This window comes from Streptomyces sp. NPDC017940, assembly GCF_044328435.1.
GTDB lineage: Bacteria > Actinomycetota > Actinomycetes > Streptomycetales > Streptomycetaceae > Streptomyces.
The window spans coordinates 622,803-647,124 of the sequence record NZ_JBIRHJ010000002.1; the positions used below are offsets into that span (position 1 = coordinate 622,803).

Consider the following 24,322-nt stretch of genomic DNA (forward strand, 5'->3'; position numbering starts at 1 on the left):
AAACGGGAGGGGTTCCACCATGACCGACATCACCGCCGACGCGGAGTCGGCGCGCACGGTCGGCGAGGCCCGCGCCGCCGCGCAGCGCTCCTGGCTCGACGCCCACGCGAGCGCCGACCCCACCACGCTGCACGCCCTCGCGGCCACCCGGCTCGCCGAGAACGTCCCCCGCATCGAGAGCCTCACGCTCAGCCCGGACGTGCTGACGGGGCTGCTCGCCCGGCTGGGGGGCGGGGCGGGCGCCGGTGGCTCGGCAGGGACTGGGGGCGAGGCGGGTGCCGGTGGCCCGGCAGGGGCCGGGGGCGGGGCCGACGTGGGCGGCGCGGGAAGCGGGCGGGTGTGACGCTCGCGCCGCGTGCCGTCGTCGTCCACCGCACCACCGAGTACGAGGAACTGGTCACCCGGCACGGCACGCACGGGCAGGCCGCGTTCTTCCTCACCACGCGCGGCCGGGACATCGACGAGGTGTCCGGGCGGCACCGGCGCACCCGGCAGGCGCTCACCGACGTCGCGGCGGCCGTACCACTGCGCTGGCGGAGCGCTCGGGTGGAACGCGCCGACCTGGACCGCTTCCTGTTCGGACCGGAAGACGTGGTGGTCGTGGTCGGGCAGGACGGGCTCGTGGCCAACGCGGCGAAGTACCTGTCCGGGCAGCCGGTCGTGGGCATCGACGCCGAGCCCGGGCGCAACCCCGGCGTCCTCGTGCGGCACCGGGCCGCCGACGCGGCGAAGCTGCTGCCGCACGCGGCGGCGGGTGCGGCCGGGGCGTCGGAACTCACCATGGTGGAGGCCGTGACGGACGACGGACAGCGGCTGCGGGCCCTGAACGAGATCTACATCGGCGCCGCGGGCCACCAGACCGCCCGGTACCGCATCAGCTCCGGCGCCGGGCAGGGCGCACCCGGCGCCTCGGAGGCCCAGGCGTCATCCGGCGTGATCGTCGGCACCGGGGCGGGGGCCACCGGCTGGCTGGGGTCGCTGCGGCGGCAGTCCGGGGCCGGCCCGCGTCCGCCGGAGCCGCACGAGGGGCGGCTGCTGTGGTTCGTACGGGAGGCGTGGGCGTCCCCCACGACCGGTACCGCGCTCGTGCACGGGGAGCTGACCCGGGACCAGCGGCTGTGGCTGACCGTGGAGTCGGACCGGCTCGTGGCCTTCGGCGACGGCATGGAGGCGGACGCGCTGGGCCTTTGCTGGGGGCAGAGCGTGCGGGTGGGGGTGGCGGACACCGCCCTGCGGCTGGTCGGCTGAGCGCGCCGCGGGTCGTTCCGGCAGGGGTCGGCTCACCGCGGAGGGGGGCGGCGGGCCGGCGCCGGAACCCCCGGTGGTGGGGGGCACGGGCCTCCGGATCCCACGGCGGCGGGGCGCGGGCCCCAGACCGCGAGTCGGCGATGGGGCACGAACCCCGGACCCCACGGCGGCGAGGCACGAGCCTCGGCCCGCGCGGCAGCGGCGGGGCACGAACCCCGGACCGCACGGCAGCGGCTGGGCGCGGGCCCCAGACCGCACGGCAGCGGCGGGGCACGGACCCCGCACTCTACGGCGGCGAGGCACGAACCCCCGACCCCACGGCAGCGGCAGGGCACGAACCCCAGACCCCACAGCAGCGGTGGCACGGCCCCAGACCCCACAGCAGCGGCAGGACACGAACCCCAAACCCCACAGCACCGGCGGGGCGTGCGCCCCCGAGGCCGGTCCCGGGGGTGAAGATCGCAGGTGGGGCTCGGTGTGAGGCTATCGTGCGGATAGGGCAGGATGGGCGGCCGTGTCGCCCGGCGCGGGAGTGCGCGCGGCGGTGGGCACGGAGCGAACCGGCCGACCACGGGAGCGTATTGATGGACCGAGCCCTCACCCTGCACGACTGGACGATCGCCGGTGTCGCGGTGCTCTGCGGACTCGCCGCGGCCCTGCTGCTGCGGACGGCCCTGCGCTGGCTCGGCGAGCGCGCGAGCCGTACCCGCTGGGGCGGGGACGACGTCATCGTCGACGCGGCCCGGGCCATCGTGCCGTGCGCGGCGGTGGCGGCGGGCCTGGCAGCGGCGGCCGCCGCGCTGCCGCTGACCCCGCACACCGGACGCACCGTCAACCTCGTCCTGTCCGCGCTCCTCATCCTCGCGGCCACGGTCACCGCGGCCCGCATCGTGGCGGGGCTCGTGAAGTCCCTGGCCCAGTCGCGCTCCGGCGTGGCCGGCTCGGCGACGATATTCGTGAACATCAGCCGCGTCGTGGTGCTCGCCATCGGCTTCCTCGTCGTGCTGCAAACACTCGGCGTCTCCATCGCCCCGCTGCTCACGGCGCTCGGCGTGGGCGGGCTCGCCGTCGCGCTCGCCCTCCAGGACACCCTCGCGAACCTCTTCGCGGGCGTGCACATCCTCGCCGCCAAGACCGTGCAGCCGGGCGACTACATCGAGCTGACCAGCGGTGAGGAGGGCTATGTCGTCGACATCAACTGGCGCAACACCGTGGTGCGCAACCTCTCCAACAACCTCGTCATCATCCCGAACGCCAAGCTCGCCGGCACCAACATGACCAACTACAGCCGCCCCGAGCAGGAGCTGTCGATCATGGTGCAGGCGGGCGTCGGCTACGACGCCGACCTCGACCGCGTGGAACAGGTCACCATCGAGGTCGTCGACGAGGTCATGACGGAGATCACCGGGGCCGTCCCCGACCACGAGGCCGCGATCCGCTTCCACACGTTCGGCGACTCCCGGATCGGCTTCACGGTGATCCTGGGGGTCGGCGAGTTCAGCGACCAGTACCGGATCAAGCACGAGTTCATCAAGCGGCTGCACCGCCGCTACCGGGCGGAGGGCATCCCGGTCCCCGCGCCGACGCGGACGGTGACCGTCCGGCAGGGGGAGCTGCCCGTGCTGATCCCCCACCAGCGGGACGCGTCCGCGCGGCCGGTGGCGCACGGCGAGACAGCGATCTGAAAACCCTTTCCATAAGGGGCCCTTGGGGGCGCGCGAACACCGCGTGGGGGAGCAGATCCGGCCGCATATGCCGCGGGGGCATGTGGGGAACATCCCGGGGCGGCCAGGGATCCGCCGCTCGGGGGGCGGCCCCCGCCGCGTCCGACCAGGAGTGCGGTTTTTTCCGGCCCAGCACCGAAAGTAGTCGAAAAGTTCCACCTTGTGGTCACGGATCCCCATGAAGACGATCGGCCTCTGCCCGTCTTCGAGGAGGTTCCCGTGACCGATCGCCTTTCGCTCTCTCCGGACGCCGCACGGCAACTCGCGACCGCCACCAAGACCGCGCCGCAGATGCGCGGCACCACGCCCCGCTATCTGATGCGCGCCCTGCCCTGGGTGGACCTCAAGTCCGGGGTGTACCGCGTGAACCGGCGTCGTACGTTCGTGCTCGGCGACGACCGCATCGCCACCCACTCCGACAGCGGCTCGCCCCGCGTCGTGCCGGGCGACCTGCGCGAACTGCCGTATCTGCGGGACGCCGAGGAGTCCTGTCTCACCCAGCTCGCCGACGCCTTCACCGAGGTCTCCTTCGAGGCGGGGCAGATACTCGCGCAGGAGGGCGACCCCGCGGACCGGCTGTGGATCATCGTGCAGGGCCGCGCCGAGAAGCGCGTGACCGGTCGCTACGGCGAGGAACAGCTCATCGAGGTCATAGGAGACGGCCAGTTCTTCGACCTCGGCGCCTGGACCCGCGAGGAGAACTCGCCGTACCGCGTGCAGGCCCTGACGCCCGGTACCGCCCTGTGCGCCGAGCGCGGCGCCCTCGCGTCCCTCGCCGACCGCGACGAGGGGGTGCGGTCCTCCTTGACCGCGTACGTCTCCAGCAACGGCGTCCGGCCCGGCGCCGAGGTGCCCGTGGACCTCGCCGCCGGTCACATCGGCGAGCCCGACCTGCCCGCCACGTACGTCGACTACGAGGACGCGCCCCGCGAGTACCACATGACGCTCGCGCAGACCGTGCTGCGCGTGCACACCCGCGTCCACGACGTCTACAGCGGCGACGTCGACCAGACCCGCCAGCAGGCCCTGCTCACGATCGAGGCGCTGCGCGAGCGGCAGGAGTCGGCGCTCCTCAACCACCCCGAGTTCGGCCTGTTCCACAGTGTCGCGCCCGGCCAGCGCGTGCAGTCGCGCACCGGCTCACCGACCCCCGACGACCTCGACGAACTCCTGGCGAAGGTGTGGAAGCAGCCCTGCTACTTCCTCGCGCACCCCAAGGCCATCGCCGCGTTCGGCCGTGAGTGCACCCGCCGCGGTGTGCCTCCCGTGACCGACAGCCGGTTCGGCAGCCCGCTGCTGACCTGGCGCGGGATACCGCTCCTGCCGTCCGACAAGGTGGCGTTCAGTTGCGGCGTCGGCTCCGGCGGGTCGGCCGCGGCACTCGGCACCACCGAGATCCTCCTGATGCGGACGGGCGAGGCGGACCGGGGCGTGGTCGGTCTGCGGCCCTCGGAGGTCGCCGACGAGCTGGAACCCGGTCTGTCCATGCGGAACATGGGGACCGACCGCAAGGGCATCACCTCGTACCTGATGACGGCGTACTTCAACACGGCGGTGCTCGTCGACGACGCCCTCGCGGTGCTCCAGAACGTCGAGGTGAACAACTATTATGACTACTCCTGATCTCAGGACACTGCTGCGGGCCCCGGAGCAGGCACCTCCACCGGTGCCGCCCGTGCCCGTGCCCGACGCCGCCGGGCTGCCCGCCGCGGCCCCGCCGGGCGGCTTCTCCCCCGAGGCCGCGCGCAAGGACGTGCCGATCCTGCACCGCACCGTCAACGACCATCCGCTGATCTGGCTCGACAACGGCGCGACCACGCAGAAGCCGCGCCAGGTCATCGAGGCCGTCAGCGCCTACTACAGCGCGGCCAACTCCAACATCCACCGCGGCGCGCACACCATGGCCCGGGAGGCGACGGAGCTGTACGAGGCGGGGCGCGCCGCGGTCGCGCAGCTCCTGGGAGCGCCCTCACCGGACACCGTCATGTTCGTACGGGGCACCACGGAGGCCATCAACCTCGTGGCGCAGAGCTGGGGCCGCACGCATCTGGGCCCCGGGGACGACATCCTCGTACCCGTACTGGAGCACCACTCGAACATCGTGCCCTGGCAGTTGCTCGCGGACGAGACCCGCGCCCGGGTGGTCCCGGTGCCGCTCACCCCGGACGGCGCGATCGACCAGGACGCCTACGCCGACCTGCTGTCGGCCCGCACCCAGCTGGTCGTGGTCAGCCAGGCGTCGAACGTGCTCGGCACCGTGCCGCCGGTGCGTGAGATGGCCGCGCTCGCCCACCGCTACGACGCGAAGGTCCTGGTCGACGGGGCGCAGGCGGTGGCCCACATGCCGGTGGACGTGCAGGAGTTGGGTGCGGACTTCTACGCCTTCTCCGGGCACAAGCTGTTCGCGCCGACCGGCATCGGGGCGCTGTTCGCGACCCCGGAGGCCATGGCGGCGATGCGGCCGTGGCAGGGCGGCGGCAACATGATCGAGTCGGTGAGCTTCGAGCGGACGGCGTTCGCGGCGATGCCGCACATGATGGAGGCGGGCACCGGGCACATCTCCGGCGTCGTCGGGCTCCTGGCGGCCATCGACTGGCTGCGCGGCTTCGACCAGCGGGCCGTGGCGGCGTACGAGCAGGCGCTGATGTCGTACGCGCGGGCGGCCCTCGCGACCGTGCCGGGGGTCGAGGTCATCGGCACGGCCGCCGAGCGGATCGCGGTCCTGACGTTCACCCTCGCGGGCCACGATCCGGCGGCGGTCGCGGACTGGCTCGACCGGGACGGGATCGCGGTGCGCGCGGGCCACCACTGCGCGCAGCCCGCGCTCGCTCACTACGGCCTGGAGTCCGCCGCCCGCGCCTCCCTCGCCCTGTACAACACCTCCGGTGAGGTGGACCAGTTGGAGGCGTCCCTGCGGCGCCTCCAGGAGGCCGGTCCAGGCGCCGGCGAGGGATAGCCGGGAGGCGGATGCTCCGGTTCGGGGCCCGGGGCCGTCAGCGCGTCGGGCGGCGGCTCCGGGTCCTGAGGTGGAAGACGATCAGACCGATGACGGCGAAGGACGCGGCCCAGAGCAGACCGAAGCCGAGATAGCGCCACATGACGGTGTCGCCGAGCGAGCCGCCGACGGAGAACTGCATCGGCCCGAAGGACGGGAAGTACTGGAGGGCGGGCTTGTTGGCGGCCGGGTTGCCGAGCGGGTTCTGGAGGAACGTGTCCGTGAGGCCGCCCATGATGATCAGGAAGAAGCCCTCCAGGTCGTTCTTGACCAGGACGCCGAGCAGCAGCCCGAGCGAGCCGTAGGTGAGCGTCATGGTGACGAACCCGGCCAGGACGGTCGCCCAGCCGGTGAGCCCGGGGCGCCAGTAGATCAGCAGGGCGAGGGCGGTGTAGAGCGCGATCGTGCCCGCGACGATGGCGATGGCGAGCATCTTGGCGCCGATGAGGGTGGACTGGCGGAACCCGGCGAAGGCGAGGCGCTTGTCGAAGTTCAGGGCCTTGCGGACCGCGTCGAAGACGACGAAGCCGGAGATCATCGTCAGCGAGTTCATCCCCGCGGTGATCAGCGTGACGTGCGTGCCGTCGACGCTCAGGAGCTCACCGGTCGCGTAGAGCTTGAACTCCAGGTCCTTGTCGCCCGCGATCGAGGTCATCATGAGATACCAGATCGGTACGAACAGGACCAGGAGCAGGGCGGCGAGGCGGTTGCGGCTCTGCTCGCGCACGGAGAACCCGAGCGCGGTCGGGAACTGGCGGTACAGCGGGGTGCTCGGGGCACCCGGGCCGCCGGGGGTGCCCGTGAGGGTCTCAGGCGCCGACATTGCTGTGCTCCTTCGCTGCCGCTGCCGCTGCCGCTGCCTTGCGCGGCGTGAGACGGCCCTCGACGAGGTCGGCGAGCACGTCGAACCGCTCCTGCTCGAAGACGAGGTGGGTGATGACGACGACTGCCTTGTCCCGCTCGTGCAGTTGGTCGACCAGGTCCCAGAAGCGCAGGTACGTCTCCCAGTCGAAGCCCTGGTACGGCTCGTCGAGCAGCAGGACGTCCGGGTCGTGCAGCAGCGCGAGGGTGAGGTTGAGCTTCTGCCGGGTGCCGCCGGAGAGGTCGCCCGCCGCGGTGTCGCGGTACTTCTCGTAGCCGAGCAGGTCCACCAGTTCGTTGCCCCGGTCCAGGCTGCGGAGCTTGTGGGCGGCGGCGAAGTACCGCAGGTGCTGGTCCACGGTGAGGTTGAGGTTGAGGACCGGGTCCTGCGGGCAGTAGCCGAGCTCGCCGCCGATGCGGACCTCGCCGCTGTCGACGGCCAGGGTGCCCGCGATCGCCTTCAGAAGAGTGGACTTGCCCGAGCCGTTCTCGCCGACCACGGCGACCAGTTGGCCCGGCTCGACGATGAGGTCCGCGCCTCGCAGGACCTGGCGTTTGCCGAACGCCTTGTGGATGTCCCTGGCGGCGAGTGCGGGCTGTGGCCTTGGGGTCATGCCTGACCTCCTACTGCTTCGGGTGCCTGTGGGGCCTGTGCGGCCTGTGGTGCTTGCGGTGCTGGGTGCGATGCCTGTTCCGGTGCTTGTGCCGGTGCTTGTGCCGGTGCTTCCTGTGCCTCCGGGGCCGCCGGTGATATCTCCGGCGCCGGGGCGTCCGCGTTCAGGCCGCCCGCGTAGATGCTCAGGAGTTCGGGGCCGAGGCGGGCGAGACCGGCCGCGGACAGCGGGTCGACGCCGAGGACCGCGGTCAGCTGATCGCGGAGCAGGAACACCGAGAGGTCGTTGACCAGCAGCAACGCGGCGCGCACGCGTGGGTCCTTGCCGCGGGACGCGGCGCCCGCGTCGGCGAGGGCGTCCAGGGTCTGGCGGCTCACGGCGTACAGACGGCGGAACAGGCCGCGGCCCGCCTCCGTGTCGGAGAGCAGGAGCATGCGCAGATAGCCGGGCAGCGGTGAGCCGACGGGCAGGTGCTGGAGGAAGATCTCGCCCAGGGAGCCGGTCGCGGCGCCCGCGTCCTCGAACGAGACCGTGCCGTCGCCGGTCAGCTCGCCCAGCAGGCCCTCGAAGACGGTGAGGACGTACTGGTCGACCTCCCGGCGCAGATTGTCCTTGGAGCGGAAGTGGTGCACGACCAGGGCCGGCGAGACCCCCGCCGCGGTCGCGATCTGCCGGATGGTGACGGCTTCGGGGCCCTGCGCGGCGAACAGTCGCAGGGCCTCGTCTCGGATGACCGCCCGGGTGGTGCGGTCATCGGGCATTGAACGCATGTACAGCAGACTAAACAACTGTTTAGCCCGCTGTCCAGCAGGGCGGAACGCCGGGCTCCGCGCGGATCACACGCTCACCGCTCCGGCGCACCGACGCACACGGCGCGCGCCCCTCTCAGCCGTCCGTTGAGGCGCGCTCCGGTATTTCTCCACGAATGATGGAGGCGGTCATCCGGAAATCGATCAGGACGCATATCACGTAAACCCGCCAGGTGATCGATGGCCGCGGGGCGGCGGTTCCTGGGAAAATCGTGCACAGCTGAACGAGAGGCCTCGGGAGGGGTCGCGGAGACCAGGGGGATTCGGCGCCCGCTTTTCCCTCTGCGCAGCTCTCCCGTCCTCTGTTTCTTCTGCTTCTGCTTCTGCTTCTGCTTCTGCTTCTGCTTCTGCTGCATCTTCTGTTGCTTCCGCTGCTTCTGCTTCTTCTGCCTCTCCTCATCCGAGCGACGCGAGCTGCCCTTTGCTGCCCAGCGATGTCGATTGCCGCACCGGGGGAACATCATGCACATCAATGTCCTGGGACCCGTTTCCGTGGCCGCGGACGGAATGCGCCACGGAATCCAGTCCAACAAGGTGCGGGCCATGCTGGCCACGCTCGCGCTCGACGCGGGCCGGGCGGTCTCGCACGCGGACCTCGCCGACGAGCTGTGGGCGGGCCAGCCCCTCGGCAACGCCCGCAACGCGCTCCAGGCGCACGCCACCCGGCTGCGCAAGGCCCTCGACGGCCACCATCCGAAGCGGTGCGGGAGGACCGTGCTCCGCGCGGTGCGCGGCGGCTACCTGCTCGACGTGCCGCCCGCCTGCGTCGACGGCAATCGCTTCCTCGACCTGGCCACCCGTGGTGCGGCCGCGCTGTCCGTGCGGCCCGAGCGCGCCATCGAGCTGTTGCAGGCGGGCCTGGAGCTCTGGCAGGGGCCCGCGCTCCTCGACGCGGGGGACGGGCTGCGGTGCCGGGGCGCGGCCGCGCTCTTCGACGAGCGGCGCCTCACCGTCTGGGAGGACCTGGTCCGCGCCCGGATCGCGGTCGAGGACACCTCGCGGGCGGTCGCCGAACTGCGCCGTCTCGTGGCCCAGCACCCCCTGCGCGAACGCTTCTGCGAATTGCTGATGCTCGCCCTGTACCGGACGGGGCGGCAGGCGGACGCCCTGGAACTGTTCCACGCGACGCGCAGGCGACTCGACGAGGAGCTGGGGGTGCAGCCGGGAATCGTACTGCAACGGCGGCACACGGAAATCCTTTCGCAGGATCCGGCGCTCTCCCTCTCCAGCGCCACAGCCGCCCCGTGAGTCATTTCCCTCTCCACCCACCGCCACCCAAACCGTCCGGCAGCACCCGCCCCGCTTTTCCTTTCTCCGCGCCCCTTCCACGACCGCAGGAGCAGCCGCGTGACGACGTTTGATCCGCAAGCGCACCGGTCCTGGCCCGTGCGGCCAGGAGAGCCCGTCGCGATCGTCGGGATCGCCGAGCTCGATCCGGGCACGCTCGACGACGTCGTCGTCGACGTGGCCCGGTTCGGCATCCCGCCGATGCAGGCCAAGTCCATGAACCGGATGCAGCTCCTCATGCTGGAGGCGGCACGGCGGTGCCTCGCCGACGCGGGCCACCCGGACCGGCCGCTGCCCGCCGAGCGCACCGATGTCATCACCGGCCTGTGCTTCGCCCTCGACCGGCAGCACGCCAACGCCCTGCGCGTCGAACTGCCCCGGTACGCACGCGAGGTGGAGCGCGCCGCGATCGCTGCGGGCGCGGAGCCCGACCGTGCGGCGCGCGCCGCCGAGGAACTGCGCGGGATCCTCACGCGACGGCTCGGCGGTTCGCCGCACGACCGGGTCGGCGAGATGGCGAGCACCATCCCCGCGCGGATCGCGGCGGCCTTCAAGCTGCGCGGCCGTACCCTCGCCGTCGAATCGGCGGAGGCCACGTCGTTCGTGGCCGTCGCGCAGGCGGTGCGGCAGCTGCGCGCGGAGGTGTCGGACGCGGCTCTCGTGCTCGCGGGGCAGCGCCGCGAGAGCCCGTACGTGGCGGCGGCGCTGGCCGCGAAGTTCCGGGCGGGCCCGGGCATGGGCGGTCCGGAGCGGCCCGGCGACGGAGGGCCGCGCGCGCTGCCGCTCACCGAAGGCGTCGGCGCCGTCCTCCTCAAGCGGCTCCCGGACGCCGTCCGTGACGGGGACCGCGTCTACGCCACGATCCTCGACTGCACCCTCCGCCACGACCCGTCGCCCGGCTGCTTCCGCCCGTCACGTTCCACCGCGCTGCGGCGGCTCGCGGCGGAGGAATCGCTGCGGGCGGCGGGCGTCGGCGCGGAGACCGTGCAGTATGTGGAGGCGGTGGAGTCCGCGCTGGGGTCGGGCGTGGACACCGGGCACGCTTCCGCGGGGGCCGGTGGCCCTTCCGGGGGTGTTGGACTCCCCTCCGGGGGCGTTGCACACCCATCCGGGGACACCGGTCACCCGTCTGCGGACGCCGGGCACCCTTCCGGGGACGCCGGGCACCCTTCCGGGGACGCCGGACACCCCTCCACGGACGCCGGCCACCCTTCCGGGGGCATTAGGCACCCCTCCGGGGGCATCGGCCGCGTCTTCGCAGGCGCGGCCCTCGGCACCGGTGACGGTCGCGCGTTCGCCCACGCGGGGCTGGCCGCCCTCGCCAAGGTCGCGTCCGCGCTGCATGCCCGGAGGTATCCGGCACCGGGCGGGGCTGCCGCCGTGTCGTCCACCGGTACGCGTACGGGCGCGCCCTGGACGACGGGCGTGCGGTCCGGGGTGCCGCGACGGGCGGTGGTCCACGGGGCGTCGCTCACCGGGACGTTCTGCCATCTCGTGCTGGAGGAACGCCCGGGCGCGGGCGCGGTGCCTGCGGGCGCGGTGCCTGCGGCCAAGGGGCTCGGTGGCGCGGGGGCCTTGGGTGCGGGGTCCGGAGGCACGGGGCCCGCGAGCACTACACCCATCGGTACGGGAACCGGGGGCGCCGCGCCCGCGCCCGACGGTGCGGACCCATGGAGCCCCGCGCCCGTCGGCACGGGACCCGCGAACACGGCACCCACCGGCACGGGCCCCGGGGGCACCGCACCCACCGGCACCGCACCCACCGGCACCGGCCCCGCGAGCACCGCACCGGGCAGTGCAGGCCAAGGGCGCGCGGGACCCGGAGGTGCTGGCGGCCACCCGGGGCCCGGGAGCGGTGGGTGGTTCGCGCCGGGGCGGTCCCGGGCGCGGCGGGTCCGGGGCGCCGTCGCGCGGGCCGTGCCGATCGCGGTGGTCGGGCTCGGTGGGCGGTTCGCCGGGGCCGACGACGCGGCCGGGTTCTGGCGGGTCGTACGGTCGGGCCGCACCCGCATCGCGCCCGTGCCGGACAGCGTCCTCGACCGGGAGCTGTACCACTCCCCCGGCGCCCTCAGCCTCACCCACACCTACACCGACCGGGGCGGCCACGTGCCGGTGCCCGCCGAGCCGCCGGAGGACCCGGTGGTGCTGCCGCCGCGGTACGCGGTGCTCGACGGCGCGCAGCGGCTCGCGCTGACCGTCGCCGCGGAGCTGTTCGCGCCGCGCCGCGCCCGGGGGCGGCCCACCGGGCGCGGCATCGTGGCCGTCGGCGGCACACTCGGGCCGACCCGGGAACGGCGCGCCCACACCGCCCTCGCCCTCGGCGGCCTCGACGACACCGTCACGGGCCTCGCGGCGCTCGGTGGCTTGACCGCCCTGCAACGCAAGAAGCTCCTCGAGCGGCTGCGGGAACGTACCGGCCAGGACGAGCACGGCGGCGGCCTCGCCCCCGCGCTCCTGGACGGCTGTCTGGCCAGCGGCGTCGCCGCGCTGCTCGCGAACGAGTACGGGCTCGCAGCGGTGCCGCTCGCCGTGGAGGCCGCCTGCGCGTCCTCCCTCGCCGCGCTCGACATCGCCGTCGGCGAGCTGCGCGCGGGCACCGCCGACTACGCCGTCGCGGGCGGCGTCGAACTCGCCTGCACCGAGCGGGACATGGTGCTGTGCTCGGCGCTCGGCCTCCTCTCGCACGGCACGAACGCACCGTTCGACGCCGCGGCGGACGGGTTCACCCCCGGTGACGGCTGCGGACTGTTCCTGCTCAAGCGGTACGACGACGCACTCCGCGACGGCGACCCGATCCACGGTCTGATCCGGGCCGTCGGCGCGTCCAACGACGCCAAGTCACTCATCGCGCCCGATGTCGACGGCCAGGTGCGCGCCATGCAACGCGCCTTCGCACAGGTCGACTTCGAGCCCTGCACCGTCGACTACCTGGAAGCCCACGGCACCGGCACCAAGGTCGGCGACCGCGTCGAGATCGCTGCGGCGGCCCGGCTCTACGCGGGCGGGCCACGGGCCGAACCCCTGCGGATCGGCTCTGCGAAGTCGTTTTTCGGACACACTTTCGCGGCGGCCGGCAGTGCCGGGCTGCTGCGCACCCTGCTCGCCCTGCGGGCGGCGACGCTGCCGCCCAACACGTCGCTGCGCACGCTCAACCCGGCCCTTGGTCTCGCCGCCATCCCGGCGGAGATCCGCACCGGGCCCGCACCGTGGACCCGGCCACCCGGCAGGCCGCGGCGCGCGGCCGTCAGCTCCTTCGGCACCGGCGGCATCAACTACCACGTACTCGTCGAGGAACACCCCGACGGCCGCGACGCCCCCGACGAAGTCCAGGAAGAGGAGGTCCGGCCTCGATGAGCCGCACCCACAGCACCACCACCGAGGCGGAGACGCAGGAGATGTGCCGCGCGGTGGAGCAGTTCGCCCGGCGTGAGCTGGGCGAACCCCCGCACCCCCTGGATCACGCGGAGTTCCGGCGGCGCTGGCTGCTCGCGGGCAGGCAGGGCCTCGTCGGCAGTGTCGTACCGGAGCGCTACGGCGGCAGCGGCCTCGACGCCGTGGCGGTGACCGCCGTCCTGGAGGCCCTGGGCCACGGCACGCCCGACACCGGGTTCGCGTTCTCCGTCGCCGCGCACCTGTTCGCGGCCGTGATGCCCATCGTGGAGTTCGGCACCGAGGAGCAGAAGCGGCGCTGGCTGCCCGCGCTCTGTTCGGGCGAACGGATCGCCGCGCACGGCATCACGGAGCCGGAGGCCGGTTCGGACACCCTGGCCCTGCGGACGCGGGCGGTGCGCGAGGGCGACCACTACGTCCTGGACGGTGCCAAGGCGTTCACGACGAACGCGCCCGTGGCGGACGTCCTGGTGGTGCAGGCGGCGACGGCGCCCGGCGGGGGCTTCTTCGGGCTCACGGCGTTCGTCGTCGACGCGGACACACCGGGGCTCACGGTCGGGCCCGCGTACGACAAGGTGGGTCTTCGCGGCTCACCCACGGCGGACGTGCGGCTCGACGGGTGCGTGGTGCCCGCGGACCGTGTCCTCGGCGCCGAGGGGGCGGGGGCCGGCGTCTTCGCCGGGTCGATGAAGTGGGAGCGCACCTGTCTGTTCGCGGCGTACCTGGGTGCGATGCGGCGGGTGGTGGAGTCCACCGTCGACCATGTGCGCGAGCGCGAGCAGTTCGGCGTGCCCATCGGCGGCTTCCAGGCGGTGAGCCATCGCGTGGTCGACATGGTCCTCGCCCTGGAGTCGGCGCGGCTGCTCCTGCACAAGGCGGCGCGGGGGCTCGCGCGGGGCAGCGAGGACGAGGTCGCGCCCGCACTCGCGAAGCTCGCGGTGAGCGAGGCCGCCGTACGGATCGGGCTCGACGGCGTCCAACTGCGGGGCGCGCTCGGCGTCCTGACGGGTGGTGACGCCGAGACCCTGCTGCGGGACGCGCTGCCCGCACGGATCTTCTCCGGGACCAACGAGATCCAGAAGAACAACATCGCCCGCGCGCTCGGCCTCGGCGGCAGCCGCCACCCGAAGCGCCGCCGCACCTCGCCCCCGACAGGGCACGCCACCACCCCGACCGACCGTGCCGCCACTCCGACCAGCCGCGCCTCCGGTCCTACCGACCGTGCCTCCACGCCGACCGACCGTGCCTCCACGGCCACCAGCTGACGGGAAGTCACTCACCATGTCCTCCGCCGCTCCTGCACCCGGCCCCGCCGCCCCGACCGTCATCGTGCACCGCATCCGCCTGCATGAGGGCGTGGAACCCGAGCGCTTCGAGTCCTGGGTCCGTGACGTCGACTACGCGACCTGCCCGCACCTGCCGGGTGTCGTGGCGTTCACGGTGCTGCGTGTACCCGAAGCCGAAGCCGCCTCGCCCGGCGAGTACTTCGAGATCATCGAGGTGACCGGCCGGGAGGCCTTCGAACGCGATATGCAAAGCGAGCCATTCCGTCGGCTGGTTGCCGATTTCGAGAAGATGGCCGTGGTGGTGGCCGAGTCGACCGGCGAGCGAGTGGGTTCCGGATACCGTTCCCGCTGATGTTGCGAACCGAAAAACCGGACGGTCGGAACAGGCGGCGTAAACCGCGTCGAATAAAGTTCAAACATGCCGACGGGGAGCGGCCCCGGTCACCATTCCCGGCCGCGGAATTCAGCGGTCCGCCCAATGGCCGCCATTAAACCCGTTTCATAGGCAATGGCGACTGCCTGGGCGCGTGTGCTCACACCCATCTTGCGGAGCACATGGTGAACATGGGACCTGACGGTCGCCAGGGACACCGAGAGTTCCTCGGCGACCTCCGCGTTCGACTTGCCCTGCGCGAGCAGCACGATCACCTCGGACTCGCGCGGGGTGAGCTCCGCCGCCATCTCCGCGGAACGGCTCGTCCACCCCTGCCGCTCGGGCAGCCGTTGCAGGCTGCGCCGGGCGGCGGTCGGCATCACCATGGTGGCGCCCGCGCTCACCGTGCGGAGCACGTGAATCAGGTCGTCGGCCGAGGAGTCGGGGGCGAGGACCGCCCTGACGCCGATGCACAGGGCCTCGACGGAGCGGTGCGCGGACTCGGCCTTGGCGATGAGGATGATCTTCGTGAGGGCGGCCAGCTCGGCCAGCTCGCGTTTGTCCTCCAGGCCGAGCGCCGGGGCGACCACGATCATGACGTGGGGTGCCATCTCGGCGACGGCCGCGGCGGATTCACGGCCGGTGGCATAGCCCGTGACCTCGATGTCCGGCTGCTGATCGAGCAGCGCGCGCATCGCCGCGGACATGATCGACTCATCGCAGCAGACCAGGACTCGGATCTTCATGGGTCGCCGCCTCACCGCATCCCGTTCGGCGGCGTCCCGCCGCCGCGCCGGACCGCGTCTCCCGTCACACCAGCACGCCGGGGCAGGCCGGCCGCACCGCGCCGGTGGTGCCTTCCGGAAGGTGCCCCTTGCAGCAGTTCCCCATCTCGCCGCCCCCTGTTGAATGACACGACCATGCGCCCTCGGGTACCCCTCGTCGCTGCTGCCCGTAAACGAGTCCGCCGCGTGTTCGATTTGCGCTCTACCCCGCCCCTCCTTCGCTCTGCCGACCTATCGGGCCGCCGACTATCGGGGCAGACACGCGGGTGCCGAATATCCTGTCCGCACTGCACCAGTATGTGGCCACAACTGGCCCCTGGGCGAGGGTTAATGAAAGAAGCATGAGAATGGCTCGAAACGACGCGGAGCGAAAGTCAGATCGCGCGTATGGGCGCGCCCGCCGAGCGCCTCGGGGAGCGCGGGAACTCGGTCGTGGGCCACCCCAGACGGCTCACGAAGAAGGCGCGCCCGGGAATATCGAGGCGCGACTGGAAGGCGGCCCGCACGTCTTCGTGCTGGAGTACGACACTCACGGGGTGCAGGGCGAGCCCCGCCCGGGTCGCACACAGCCAGTAATCGGCCAGTCGCATTCCGCCCCGCACGGCGTCCTCGGCCGTCGGCGCGCGCTCCGGCGCCGGAGCGCCCTCGGCGTTCGGCTCGCTCCCGGTGAAGCTCATCACGACCAGGGCCGGGGTGGGGCGTACGACCTGCGCGAGCCCCCGGGCGAGCAGGCGGTCGTAGCGCGCGTGGCTGAGCAGCCGCATCGTCGCCGGGGCGAGGGCCACGCGCAGGGCCTGGCGGCGCGGCCACGGCAGGGGGCCGAAGAGCTGGTCGAGGGCGAACCCGTCACCGCGCGCGGTGGCCGCCGCCCGGGTGGGCCGCAGATAGGCGTGGGTCTCGCGCCAGGCCGCGCGGTGGCTGAAGTCGCGGCCCCCGTACCGGGCCACGAGGTCCGCGAACGCCGCGCGGTCGGCGTCGGACGTCAGGTGCCGTACGGCGACATCGGCACCGCGGGCCGCACCGAGGCCCGACGGGGTCGCCAAGCCGTCCAGGAGTGCGGGGCCGACCGGGTGGGTGCGGTAGGGGGCACGGTTGGTGCGGCGTGCCCCGGCGGCGGTGCGCAGGGCCGCCAGCTCCCCGGCTCGCTCCGCCGTGCCCGTCGCGGGCCGCAGCCGCACGACGCACAGGGCAGCCCAGGTACGGGGCCAGTCGGTGCCGGGCAGCGGTAGGCCGGGCGCCGGCTCGCCCTCGGCGGGGCCCGCCGCGAAGCGCAGGGCGTCCGCGGTCCAGCCCTGCGCGTCCAGGGCCCGCAGCAGGAACTGCCCGTACAGGCCACAGCTCAGCAGCATCTCGACGGCGTGGGCGGGCAGCGCGCGCAGAGCCCTGTCACGGTCGAGCCCGAGGACGAGGTACTGGCACGTTCCGTCGGCGCCCTCTCCTCCGGCCGGCGGTGTGCCGCCTGCCTCCTCCAGCAGCCGCGCGGCCGCCGCCCGCGACTCGGCGCCGCGCGCCCACGCGAGCGCCCAGGGCTGGCAGTTGTGCGACGAGGGGCTGAGCACGGCGATCCGGGCCGCCGTGTCCACGGCGTCGGTGAACCGGACGGTTTCGGCGGGGGCAGTGGCGGGGCGGGGGGCCCGGTGGGTGGTCATCGTGATGTTCTCCTCAACTCCACACGAGGGCGAGGGAGTAGCCGTCGACCTCTCCCGCCCAACTGTCCAGGCGGGCGGCGTTCGCGGTGGGGGCGTAGCGGCGCAGCCCGGGGCCCGGGCGCCAGGAGAAGCGGCCGTCGGCGCGCCAGGCGGTGAGTTCGACCTCCCGGGTGTCGACGCGCAGGCCGAAGCCGAAGTGCTTGAGCACGGCCTCCTTGCAGGCCCAGCGCAGTGAGAGCGGCATGGTGGCGAGCAGGGGGCAGCCGGGCGCGGCCGGGGTCAGGAGCTCGGCGAGCGCCCGGGGCACCTGGCGGGTGCGTTCCAGGTCGATGCCGAGCGTACGGGGGCCGCAGGCGGCCACGGCCAGGTCGCCGGAGTGGGTGAGACCGACCTCCACCGGCGCGTTCACCGTGGGCTTGCCCGCCCTGATGCCCCGGGGCACCGTGTCCACGCGCACGTCCCGGGTGTGGACGTGCCCGCCGTCGTGGCGGCGCAGATACGCGCTGACGCCGTGCTTGAGCGCGAGACGCCCGGCCGTCCACTCCACGCGCCGCTTGGGTACGGGGAGTTCGGCGGCCCGGGCCGCCTCGTCCGCGGACAGGTGCCTGGCCTGGATCGCGGCGCGGTCGGCCTCGTCGCGGGCCCGCATCCAGGCGATGGACACCACGGCCAGGGTCAGGGGGCCGCGGACATGGGCTATCCGCAGCGGGCGGGCGGGGTCGAGGGTCACGCCGTCGTCGAGACCGGGCGCCGGGGTGCGCGCGAGGAGTGCCATGGGGTCAGCGGTCCACCGGGGGCGGCAGCAGGAAGGGGTAGGGCTTGCGCCGCACGGTGCGGTGCCAGAAGCGGTCGGCGGCGCGCAGCCGCTGGATCAGCTCCCACATCCGGGCGTCGCCCCGGTAGTACGCGGTGACCTCGTCGACGGTGAGCGGCTTCTCCAGACGGGCGTTGGCCTGTTCGAGGAACGCGGGGACCAGGGCGTCCAGGCGCTCCTTGTGGAGGTTGCCGAGGAAGTCGAGCAGCACGCCGCGCGTCTCGTAGAACTTGTCGAAGATCGACCTGGACATGGAGACGCGTACGACGTCACGCAGGATCCACGGCAGCGAGGTGAAGAAGAGGCGCACGTCGAGGCGTTCGCGGCCGCGGGCGTCGCGCATCAGCGGCGTGGTGACGTCCAGGTAGGTCAGTTCGCCGTCCACGTCCATCCAGTTGGAGGCCTGCGCGTCGAGGCCGAGGCCGGGGTGCACGGCGGTGTCGACGGCGTCGAGGAAGCGGGCGAAGAAGTTCTTCGCCCAGGTCTCGTCCCGGGTGTGGAGCAGCCGCGAACACAGCCGCTCCCCCGGGAGCTCGCGCTGCACGCAGTAGGCGACGACGCGCCCGCCGGGCCCGGGGGTGTGCCACACCTCGGTGGGGGCCACGGTGAGGCCGCGCTCCGTCAGGAGGCGCAGGTACTCGTCCAGGGAACGGCGGTAGCGGTCGAAGCGGTCCCGGTCCGGGAAGGCGGGCAGCCGTTTGCAGGCGAAGGACCCCTCGGGGGTACGGAGCCGCAGGACGAGGGTGATCTCGCCGTAGCCCAGCACGTCGAGGGTGCTGCCTTCGCGGGCGCCGTGGGTGCCGCGGGTGCTGCGGGCGCCCGTGCGGGGGGTGTCGTCGGGGGTGCGCAGGGCGTCCTGGACCTGTGTTTCCAGGCGCGCCAGCGCGGTGTGCGGGACCTTGAAGGACATGGGGTGCCTGCCTCTCGGCGCGGGTCGTTCCTGTGGTCGGCGGCCCGGGGCCGCCTCACGCCGCGGTCACCACGAGCACGGCGTTCTGGCCCCCGAAGCCGAAGGAGTTGCTGACGGCGGCCTCGAGCCGCCGCTCGCGCGGGGCGCCCGCGACGATGTCCAGTTCGACGTCGGGGTCCTGGTGGCACAGGTTGGCGGTGGGCGGCACCCTGCCGTGCTGTACGGCGAGCACGGTGAGCGCCGCCTCGATGGCGCCCGCGGCGCCCAGGGTGTGGCCGAGCACGCCCTTGGTGGAGGTGACCGCGGGGCCCGTGCCGAGGAACTTGCGCACGGCCGCGGCCTCCGCCGCGTCGTTGAGCGGTGTGGACGTGCCGTGCGCGTTCACATGGTCGACCTCGTCCGGCATGACGCCCGCGCGTGCGAGCGCCGTACGCAGCGCCAGGAGCACTCCGGTGCCCTGCGGGTCGGGTGCCGTCATGTGGTGGGCGTCGGCCGACGCGCCGTACCCGGCGATGCGGGCCCGCACGGTGGCGCCCCGCGCGCGGGCGTCGGCGGCCCGTTCGAGGACGAGCATGCCGCTGCCCTCGCCGATGACGAATCCGTCCCGGTCCCTGTCGAAGGGGCGGGAGGCGGCGGCGGGTTCCCCGGTCCGCCGTGAGAGGGCGCCCATCTGCGCGAAGCCGGTCACCATCAGCGGGGTCACCCCGGCCTCGCCGCCGCCCGCGACCACCACGTCGCAACTGCCGTCGCGGAGCAGGGCGAGCGCGGTGCCGACGGCGGTGGCGCCGGAGGCGCAGGCCGTGGCGGTCACCAGGTTCGGCCCTGTCGCGCTCAGGTCCATGGCGAGGTGTCCCGCGACCATGTTCGGCACCAGCATGGGGACCAGGAGGGCCGATACCGCCTGCGGTCCCTCGTCCAGCATGCGGCGGTGCTGGGTCTCCCAGGTCGCGACGCCGCCGAGACCGCAGCCCACCACGACACCCACCCGGGCCCCGTCCCACGTACGCGGATCGAGCCCGCTGTCCGCGACGGCCTCGCGCGCGGCGGCCAACGACAGCTGGATGAACCGGTCGTGCGTCAAGGCGCTGCGCCGACCGACGTGCTCGCGGGCGGAGAAGCCGGGCACGGTGCAGGAGATGTCGACGGGGAGCCCCGCGAGGTCCGGGTCCCTCGCGGCGACGGAACGGCCCGCGCACACCCCGGCCCAGGTGGCGTCCACACCGATGCCGGCGGCCGTGACGAGGCCGAGACCGGTGACGGCGATGGCGGTGGTGTGGGCGTCCGTGGTGTGGGTGTGGGTGGGGGTGGTGTGGGCGGCGGGGCTGTGGGCGACGGTTGTGTTGTCGGCGGCGATGCTGTGGGCGGCCGCGTGGGCGCCGGGTGGTGCCGCGTCGGCGTCGACGGCCGCGCCCGGTTCCTGCCGGATGGCCCTGCCGTACCTCGTGCTCATCGGATGCGCCCCACCTCTCCGGTCGCTTGAGGTCGAGTCTGCGCGCCGTGCCTGACCGGTCACGCCGCCGGACGCTGACCGATGGCTGACCACGCGGGCTCTCGACGGGGCCGCGCCGCCGCTCCCGGCCCGATCAGCGTGCCGTCAGCGAGCCGTCAGCTTGCATGACCGTGTCCTGTCAGCCCGCCCCGGGACACTCGATGTGTACCGCACGGTCGCACGGCGACGCCTCCGACAGGCGACGCCTCCGAAGCCCGCGGTACGCACCCGGGCCGCGCCCGGTTCGCCACCACCGAGAGCCGACGACCGGCAACAGCTGGGCACCGCCGCACCGGCACACCTGCACACCTGCACACCTGCACACCTGCACACCTGCACACCTGCACATGGCACACCCGCGCACCGCCACACGAGCGCACCCAGCACCCAGCACCCAGCACCAGCACCAGCACCAGCACCAGCACCAGCACCCAGCGTCCTGCCGTCCGGGAGACCGAGGAGCACGCGTGACCGCACCCCCACCGAGTCAGCCGCCACCGCAGCGGGCCGCGGTCCTCACCGGGATCGGCGGCTGTCTGCCGCCGACCGTCGTCGGCAACGACGAACTCGCCGCGCGCCTCGACAGCTCCGACGCGTGGATCAGGTCCCGCACCGGCATCAGGCAGCGGTACTTCGCCGCGCCCGGCACCGCCACCTCCGACCTGGCCGTCGGCGCCGGCGCCAAGGCCCTCAAGTCGTCCGGCACGCCCGTCGTGGACGCCGTGCTGCTCGCCACCACCACGCCGGACCGGCCGTGCCCGGCGACCGCGCCCGCCGTCGCGGCGCGCCTCGGCCTGACCGGTACCGCCGCCTTCGACGTGTCCGCGGTCTGTACGGGCTTCGTGTACGCCCTCGCCACCGCGGCCGGTCTGATCGCCACCGGTGCCGCCGAGCGTGTCCTGGTGATCGGCGCGGAGACGTTCTCCACCCTGCTCGACCCCGGGGACCGGTCCACCGCCGTGATCTTCGGTGACGGTGCGGGCGCCGTGGTCCTGCGGGCGGGCGACCCCGCGGAGCCGGGCGCGCTCGGGCCGTTCGACCTGGGCAGCGACGGCGGCAGGGAGGACCTGATCACGGTGCCCGCGGGCGGGTCGCGGCAGCGTCTCTCGGGCGTGCCGCCGCAGCCGGCGGACCGCTACTTCGCCATGGACGGCAAGGAGGTGTTCCGGCACGCGGTGCAGCGCATGTCGGCGTCGGCGCGGGCGGTCCTCGACCGCGCCGGATGGGCGCCGCGGGACGTCGACCACCTGGTCGGGCACCAGGCCAATCTGCGCATCACCAACCATGTGGCCGACGAGGTCGGCATTCCGCGGCCGCGCTGCTTCAGCAACATCGCCGACGTCGGCAACACCGCGGCCGCGTCCATCCCCCTCGCCCTGGACCAGGCCCACAACGACGGCGTCCTGCGGGCGGGCGGACGGGTACTGCTCACCGCGTTCGGCGGCGGGCTCACCTGGGGGTCGACGGTGCTGACCTGGCCGCGGCTCGACCGCGGCTGAGGACTCGCCGCCATCCGAGGACGCGACCGCGGCTGCGGACCGCAGCCGGGGCCGGTCGCGCGACAGAGCAGAAGGAGAACCGCATGAGCCAGACACGTCAGACGAACGGGACGGGCGAGGCGACCCGAACGGGCAAGACGGACGAGCCGGATGAGATGGGCGAGATGGGCGAGACGTACGGCAGGCTGGTCGATCTGCTGGTCGAACGGTTCGAGGTGGACCGCGCGGAGGTCGCCCCGGACACCAGGTTCGAGGACCTCGACATGGACTCGCTGTTCCTGGTCGAGCTGCTCCTCGTCATCCAGTCCGAGTTCAAGGTCGACACCGGTGAGGACGCGGCGACCCCGGGCGACACGGTCGCGGCGGTCGCCGCGCTCATCGCGGGCAGGCGGCCCCTCGCGAGCCCGGGCGCCGGCGCGGCGTCGGTCTCCGGAGACCGGGCGTAGGGCTGCCATGACCACCGAAGAGTCGATCATCAACTACATCGCCGACGTCTGGCTCGACGGCGACACCGAAGGCCTCGACGCCCACCTGCCCATCACCGAGCTGAACATCATCGACTCGGCCGGGATCTTCGACCTGGTGCACTACTTGCAGAGCGACTTCCGCGTCACCGTTCCGTTGCAGGAGATCTCCCCGGCGAACTTCAGGACCGTCGACTCGATCGCCGCGCTCGTCGAACGGCTGCGGGCCGAAGGAGAGAGCGTGCGATGACCGACGTCACGGACACCACGACCCCGCGCGTACCCGGACCCGATGTCTCCCACGGCCACGACGACGTGCGGCGGCAGATCGTGGACATCGTGGCGTCGCGGACCCTGTACGACGAGGCGTACCTGCTGCCCGACAGCCACTTCGAGGCGGAGCTCGGCATCGACTCCGTGATCCACGAGTCGATCCTCGCCCTGGTGCGGGAACGCTTCGCGCTCACCGCACCGCTGCCCGCGGGACTGGCGACGATCGGCGAGCTGACCGCCGCCGTGCGGGCCGCGCTCCGCGGCCCCCGCCCCGAGCCGAACGGCCCGCAGGCACCGGTCGCGCACGCCGACGACCCCTTCGCCGAAGCCGTCATCGGCGCCGCCGTGCACCACACCCAGTACCGGCGCGCCCAACTGCCCCTCGACGCCGACCTCGAGGGCGAACTCGGCGTCGACTCGGTGGTCCTCGTGTCGATCGTGGCCGACTGCGCCCGCGAACTCGGCCTGCCCGACAACCTCGCGGGCACGCTCACCGCGCCGACACTGCGCGGTCTGATCACCGCGCTGCGCGAGCACGTCGACGCGAGCGCCGCCGACGAGCAGCGCCCCGCGGACGAGGGGGCCGCCTGGGACAGCCGGTCCATGAAGGACTTCGTGGAGGAGCGCGACGGCGACCTGTTCGCCAAGGCCCGCAGCTTCCGTTCCCATCTGCGCGGCCGCGAGGCCGAGCGCCTCTACTGGTACGGCATGCCGCTGCACTCCCGCTGCGGCAACCGCGCGGTCATCCTCGACGAACACACCGGCCGCAAGCGCGAGTTCCTGATGTTCGCCTCCAACAACTACCTCGGGGTCGCCAACCACCCGAAGGTGGTCGAGGCGGTCTGCGACGCCACCCGCACCTTCGGCGCGACCCACACGGGATCGCGCTTCATCGGCGGCACCAACATGCTGCACAAGGAGCTGGAACGGCGCCTCGCCGCGTTCAAGGGCCGGCCGTCCTGCATCGTCTTTCCCGGCGGGTACGCGGCCAACCTCGGCACCATCTCCGCGCTCGTCAAGAGCTACGACACGCTGGTCGTCGACAAGCTCAACCACATGAGCATCGTCGACGGCGCCCGCCTCTCGGGCGCCGTCCGCAAGATCTACCAGCACAACGACATGGCGGACCTGGAGCGCATCCTCAAGCGCTGCGACGACCGCGGCACCGGCAGGCTCATCGTCGCCGACGGCGTGTTCAGCATGCACGGCGACATCTGCGACCTGCCCGAGATCGTCAGGCTCGGCCGCGAGTACGGCGCCCGCGTCATGATCGACGACGCGCACGCCACGGGGGTGCTCGGCGAGCGCGGCTCCGGCACCGCCGAGCACTTCGGCCTCAAGGGCGAGGTCGACCTGGAGCTAGGCACCATGAGCAAGTCACTCGCGGGCATGGGCGGCTTCGTCGTCGGCGACGAGGACGTCGTCGAGTACCTGCGGTACTACGCCAGTTCGTACGTGTTCGCCGCCAACATCCCCGCCGGGGTCGCCGCCGGGCTCATCGCCTCCCTCGACGTCATCGAGGCGGAGCCGGAGCGGCTCGTCAAGCTCTGGTCCAACATCCGCTTCCTGCACCGGCAGCTGGCCGACGCGGGCTTCGACCTGGAGAACACCGAGAGCGCCATCCTGCCGCTCGTCATCGGCGACGAGCGCAGGGCCCTGGAGATGGGCAGGGCCGTGCGGGCCCGCGGCCTGTTCTGCCAGACGGTGGTGTTCCCCGGGGTGCCGCTCGGTGACGCACGGCTGCGGGTCAGTGTGACCTGCGAACACACCAGGGAGGACCTGGAGACGGCCGCGGGCGTCTTCGTCGAGGCCGCCCGCGAGACCGGCGTCCTGCCGTCGGCCGGGTGAGCCC

General features: G+C 73.1%; 21 protein-coding genes and 1 pseudogene. 13 read left to right on the forward strand and 9 right to left on the reverse strand.

Annotated features, from left to right (window positions below; translation table 11 throughout):
• Nucleotides 1-34: 34 nt before the first annotated feature.
• The 5 genes and pseudogenes from ACH4DX_RS08285 to ACH4DX_RS08305 form a co-directional block, all read left to right on the forward strand.
• Nucleotides 35-343, forward strand: a pseudogene (locus ACH4DX_RS08285) (hypothetical protein); the annotation flags it as partial.
• Entirely contained in the window at nt 340-1,248 is a 909-nt protein-coding gene (locus tag ACH4DX_RS08290; RefSeq protein WP_398154484.1) for a hypothetical protein, read from the forward strand. The pseudogene ACH4DX_RS08285 and the gene ACH4DX_RS08290, both read left to right, overlap by 4 nt.
• A 584-nt stretch (nt 1,249-1,832) precedes the next feature.
• Complete coding sequence (locus ACH4DX_RS08295; protein ID WP_398154485.1) at nt 1,833-2,933, forward strand: mechanosensitive ion channel family protein; 1,101 nt, start codon at nt 1,833-1,835, stop codon at nt 2,931-2,933.
• A 258-nt stretch (nt 2,934-3,191) separates the two neighbouring features.
• Nucleotides 3,192-4,595, forward strand: a complete 1,404-nt coding sequence (locus ACH4DX_RS08300) for a family 2B encapsulin nanocompartment shell protein (protein WP_398154486.1) — start codon at nt 3,192-3,194, stop codon at nt 4,593-4,595.
• Nucleotides 4,582-5,928, forward strand: coding sequence for a SufS family cysteine desulfurase (locus ACH4DX_RS08305; protein ID WP_398154487.1), 1,347 nt, complete (start codon nt 4,582-4,584; stop codon nt 5,926-5,928). The genes ACH4DX_RS08300 and ACH4DX_RS08305 overlap by 14 nt, the downstream gene beginning before the upstream one ends.
• Before the next feature lie 37 nt (nt 5,929-5,965).
• On the opposite strand, the gene ACH4DX_RS08310 is transcribed toward ACH4DX_RS08305, so the two are convergent.
• From ACH4DX_RS08310 to ACH4DX_RS08325, 4 genes are all read right to left on the reverse strand, one after another.
• Complete coding sequence (locus ACH4DX_RS08310) at nt 5,966-6,790, reverse strand: hypothetical protein (RefSeq protein WP_398114550.1); 825 nt, start codon at nt 6,788-6,790, stop codon at nt 5,966-5,968.
• Entirely contained in the window at nt 6,777-7,442 is a 666-nt protein-coding gene (locus ACH4DX_RS08315) for an ABC transporter ATP-binding protein (protein WP_398154488.1), read from the reverse strand. The genes ACH4DX_RS08310 and ACH4DX_RS08315 overlap by 14 nt, the downstream gene beginning before the upstream one ends.
• Complete coding sequence (locus ACH4DX_RS08320; RefSeq protein WP_398154489.1) at nt 7,439-8,212, reverse strand: TetR/AcrR family transcriptional regulator; 774 nt, start codon at nt 8,210-8,212, stop codon at nt 7,439-7,441. The genes ACH4DX_RS08315 and ACH4DX_RS08320 overlap by 4 nt, the downstream gene beginning before the upstream one ends.
• A 74-nt stretch (nt 8,213-8,286) precedes the next feature.
• Nucleotides 8,287-8,796, reverse strand: coding sequence for a hypothetical protein (locus ACH4DX_RS08325; protein ID WP_398154490.1), 510 nt, complete (start codon nt 8,794-8,796; stop codon nt 8,287-8,289).
• On the opposite strand from ACH4DX_RS08325, the gene ACH4DX_RS08330 reads away from it, so the two are divergent.
• The 4 genes from ACH4DX_RS08330 to ACH4DX_RS08345 all read left to right on the forward strand — a co-directional run bounded on the left by ACH4DX_RS08330 (nt 8,795) and on the right by ACH4DX_RS08345 (nt 14,566).
• The gene (locus tag ACH4DX_RS08330) at nt 8,795-9,499 is read left to right on the forward strand and encodes a BTAD domain-containing putative transcriptional regulator (RefSeq protein ID WP_398154491.1); all 705 of its coding nucleotides are present in this window, start codon (nt 8,795-8,797) and stop codon (nt 9,497-9,499) included. The two genes, ACH4DX_RS08325 and ACH4DX_RS08330, sit on opposite strands and share 2 nt — an antisense overlap.
• A 99-nt stretch (nt 9,500-9,598) precedes the next feature.
• Nucleotides 9,599-12,892: a beta-ketoacyl synthase N-terminal-like domain-containing protein gene (locus ACH4DX_RS08335; RefSeq protein WP_398154492.1), complete on the forward strand. Its 3,294-nt coding sequence runs from the start codon at nt 9,599-9,601 to the stop codon at nt 12,890-12,892.
• Nucleotides 12,889-14,193: an L-prolyl-[peptidyl-carrier protein] dehydrogenase gene (gene redW, locus ACH4DX_RS08340; RefSeq protein WP_398154493.1), complete on the forward strand. Its 1,305-nt coding sequence runs from the start codon at nt 12,889-12,891 to the stop codon at nt 14,191-14,193. The genes ACH4DX_RS08335 and redW overlap by 4 nt, the downstream gene beginning before the upstream one ends.
• Before the next feature lie 16 nt (nt 14,194-14,209).
• Nucleotides 14,210-14,566 carry a RedY protein gene (locus ACH4DX_RS08345; RefSeq protein WP_398154494.1) on the forward strand — a complete coding sequence of 119 codons (357 nt, stop codon included), beginning with the start codon at nt 14,210-14,212 and terminating at the stop codon, nt 14,564-14,566.
• 89 nt (nt 14,567-14,655) lie between these two features.
• Here the strand turns inward: ACH4DX_RS08345 and ACH4DX_RS08350 are convergent, their stop codons facing one another.
• The 5 genes from ACH4DX_RS08350 to ACH4DX_RS08370 all read right to left on the reverse strand — a co-directional run bounded on the left by ACH4DX_RS08350 (nt 14,656) and on the right by ACH4DX_RS08370 (nt 20,195).
• Nucleotides 14,656-15,333 (reverse strand): response regulator transcription factor, encoded by a 678-nt coding sequence (locus tag ACH4DX_RS08350; protein WP_398154495.1) that lies wholly within the window; start codon nt 15,331-15,333, stop codon nt 14,656-14,658.
• Between the two features lie 413 nt (nt 15,334-15,746).
• On the reverse strand, nt 15,747-17,021 hold the full coding sequence (locus ACH4DX_RS08355) for a RedV protein (RefSeq protein ID WP_398154496.1): 1,275 nt from the start codon (nt 17,019-17,021) through the stop codon (nt 15,747-15,749).
• Nucleotides 17,022-17,034: 13 nt separating this feature from the next.
• Nucleotides 17,035-17,796 carry a hypothetical protein gene (locus tag ACH4DX_RS08360; protein WP_398154497.1) on the reverse strand — a complete coding sequence of 254 codons (762 nt, stop codon included), beginning with the start codon at nt 17,794-17,796 and terminating at the stop codon, nt 17,035-17,037.
• A 4-nt stretch (nt 17,797-17,800) separates the two neighbouring features.
• Nucleotides 17,801-18,745, reverse strand: coding sequence for a DUF6206 family protein (locus tag ACH4DX_RS08365; RefSeq protein ID WP_398154498.1), 945 nt, complete (start codon nt 18,743-18,745; stop codon nt 17,801-17,803).
• Nucleotides 18,746-18,800: 55 nt separating this feature from the next.
• Nucleotides 18,801-20,195, reverse strand: coding sequence for a beta-ketoacyl-[acyl-carrier-protein] synthase family protein (locus tag ACH4DX_RS08370; RefSeq protein ID WP_398154499.1), 1,395 nt, complete (start codon nt 20,193-20,195; stop codon nt 18,801-18,803).
• A 506-nt stretch (nt 20,196-20,701) separates the two neighbouring features.
• On the opposite strand from ACH4DX_RS08370, the gene ACH4DX_RS08375 reads away from it, so the two are divergent.
• The 4 genes from ACH4DX_RS08375 (at nt 20,702) to ACH4DX_RS08390 (ending at nt 24,318) form a co-directional block, all read left to right on the forward strand.
• Nucleotides 20,702-21,733, forward strand: coding sequence for a beta-ketoacyl-ACP synthase III (locus ACH4DX_RS08375; protein ID WP_398114572.1), 1,032 nt, complete (start codon nt 20,702-20,704; stop codon nt 21,731-21,733).
• A gap of 83 nt (nt 21,734-21,816) precedes the next feature.
• The gene (locus ACH4DX_RS08380) at nt 21,817-22,179 is read left to right on the forward strand and encodes an acyl carrier protein (RefSeq protein ID WP_398154500.1); all 363 of its coding nucleotides are present in this window, start codon (nt 21,817-21,819) and stop codon (nt 22,177-22,179) included.
• 7 nt (nt 22,180-22,186) lie between these two features.
• Nucleotides 22,187-22,447, forward strand: a complete 261-nt coding sequence (locus ACH4DX_RS08385; protein ID WP_398114575.1) for an acyl carrier protein — start codon at nt 22,187-22,189, stop codon at nt 22,445-22,447.
• Complete coding sequence (locus tag ACH4DX_RS08390; RefSeq protein ID WP_398154501.1) at nt 22,444-24,318, forward strand: aminotransferase class I/II-fold pyridoxal phosphate-dependent enzyme; 1,875 nt, start codon at nt 22,444-22,446, stop codon at nt 24,316-24,318. Before ACH4DX_RS08385 ends, ACH4DX_RS08390 begins: the two co-directional genes overlap by 4 nt.
• The last annotated feature ends 4 nt before the right edge of the window (nt 24,319-24,322 follow it).

What these genes read in the sequence shown, in the direction of transcription:
- ACH4DX_RS08320 (WP_398154489.1), bottom strand. Translation starts at nt 8,212, where the DNA reads ATGCGTTCAATGCCCGATGACCGCACCACCCGGGCGGTCATCCGAGAC.
- ACH4DX_RS08305 (WP_398154487.1), top strand. Translation starts at nt 4,582, where the DNA reads ATGACTACTCCTGATCTCAGGACACTGCTGCGGGCCCCGGAGCAGGCA.
- ACH4DX_RS08345 (WP_398154494.1), top strand. Translation starts at nt 14,210, where the DNA reads ATGTCCTCCGCCGCTCCTGCACCCGGCCCCGCCGCCCCGACCGTCATC.
- ACH4DX_RS08310 (WP_398114550.1), bottom strand. Translation starts at nt 6,790, where the DNA reads ATGTCGGCGCCTGAGACCCTCACGGGCACCCCCGGCGGCCCGGGTGCC.
- ACH4DX_RS08295 (WP_398154485.1), top strand. Translation starts at nt 1,833, where the DNA reads ATGGACCGAGCCCTCACCCTGCACGACTGGACGATCGCCGGTGTCGCG.
- ACH4DX_RS08355 (WP_398154496.1), bottom strand. Translation starts at nt 17,021, where the DNA reads ATGACCACCCACCGGGCCCCCCGCCCCGCCACTGCCCCCGCCGAAACC.
- ACH4DX_RS08325 (WP_398154490.1), bottom strand. Translation starts at nt 8,796, where the DNA reads ATGGCCCGCACCTTGTTGGACTGGATTCCGTGGCGCATTCCGTCCGCG.
- ACH4DX_RS08385 (WP_398114575.1), top strand. Translation starts at nt 22,187, where the DNA reads ATGACCACCGAAGAGTCGATCATCAACTACATCGCCGACGTCTGGCTC.
- ACH4DX_RS08360 (WP_398154497.1), bottom strand. Translation starts at nt 17,796, where the DNA reads ATGGCACTCCTCGCGCGCACCCCGGCGCCCGGTCTCGACGACGGCGTG.
- ACH4DX_RS08365 (WP_398154498.1), bottom strand. Translation starts at nt 18,745, where the DNA reads ATGTCCTTCAAGGTCCCGCACACCGCGCTGGCGCGCCTGGAAACACAG.
- redW (WP_398154493.1), top strand. Translation starts at nt 12,889, where the DNA reads ATGAGCCGCACCCACAGCACCACCACCGAGGCGGAGACGCAGGAGATG.
- ACH4DX_RS08315 (WP_398154488.1), bottom strand. Translation starts at nt 7,442, where the DNA reads ATGACCCCAAGGCCACAGCCCGCACTCGCCGCCAGGGACATCCACAAG.
- ACH4DX_RS08380 (WP_398154500.1), top strand. Translation starts at nt 21,817, where the DNA reads ATGAGCCAGACACGTCAGACGAACGGGACGGGCGAGGCGACCCGAACG.
- ACH4DX_RS08370 (WP_398154499.1), bottom strand. Translation starts at nt 20,195, where the DNA reads ATGAGCACGAGGTACGGCAGGGCCATCCGGCAGGAACCGGGCGCGGCC.
- ACH4DX_RS08330 (WP_398154491.1), top strand. Translation starts at nt 8,795, where the DNA reads ATGCTGGCCACGCTCGCGCTCGACGCGGGCCGGGCGGTCTCGCACGCG.
- ACH4DX_RS08350 (WP_398154495.1), bottom strand. Translation starts at nt 15,333, where the DNA reads ATGAAGATCCGAGTCCTGGTCTGCTGCGATGAGTCGATCATGTCCGCG.
- ACH4DX_RS08390 (WP_398154501.1), top strand. Translation starts at nt 22,444, where the DNA reads ATGACCGACGTCACGGACACCACGACCCCGCGCGTACCCGGACCCGAT.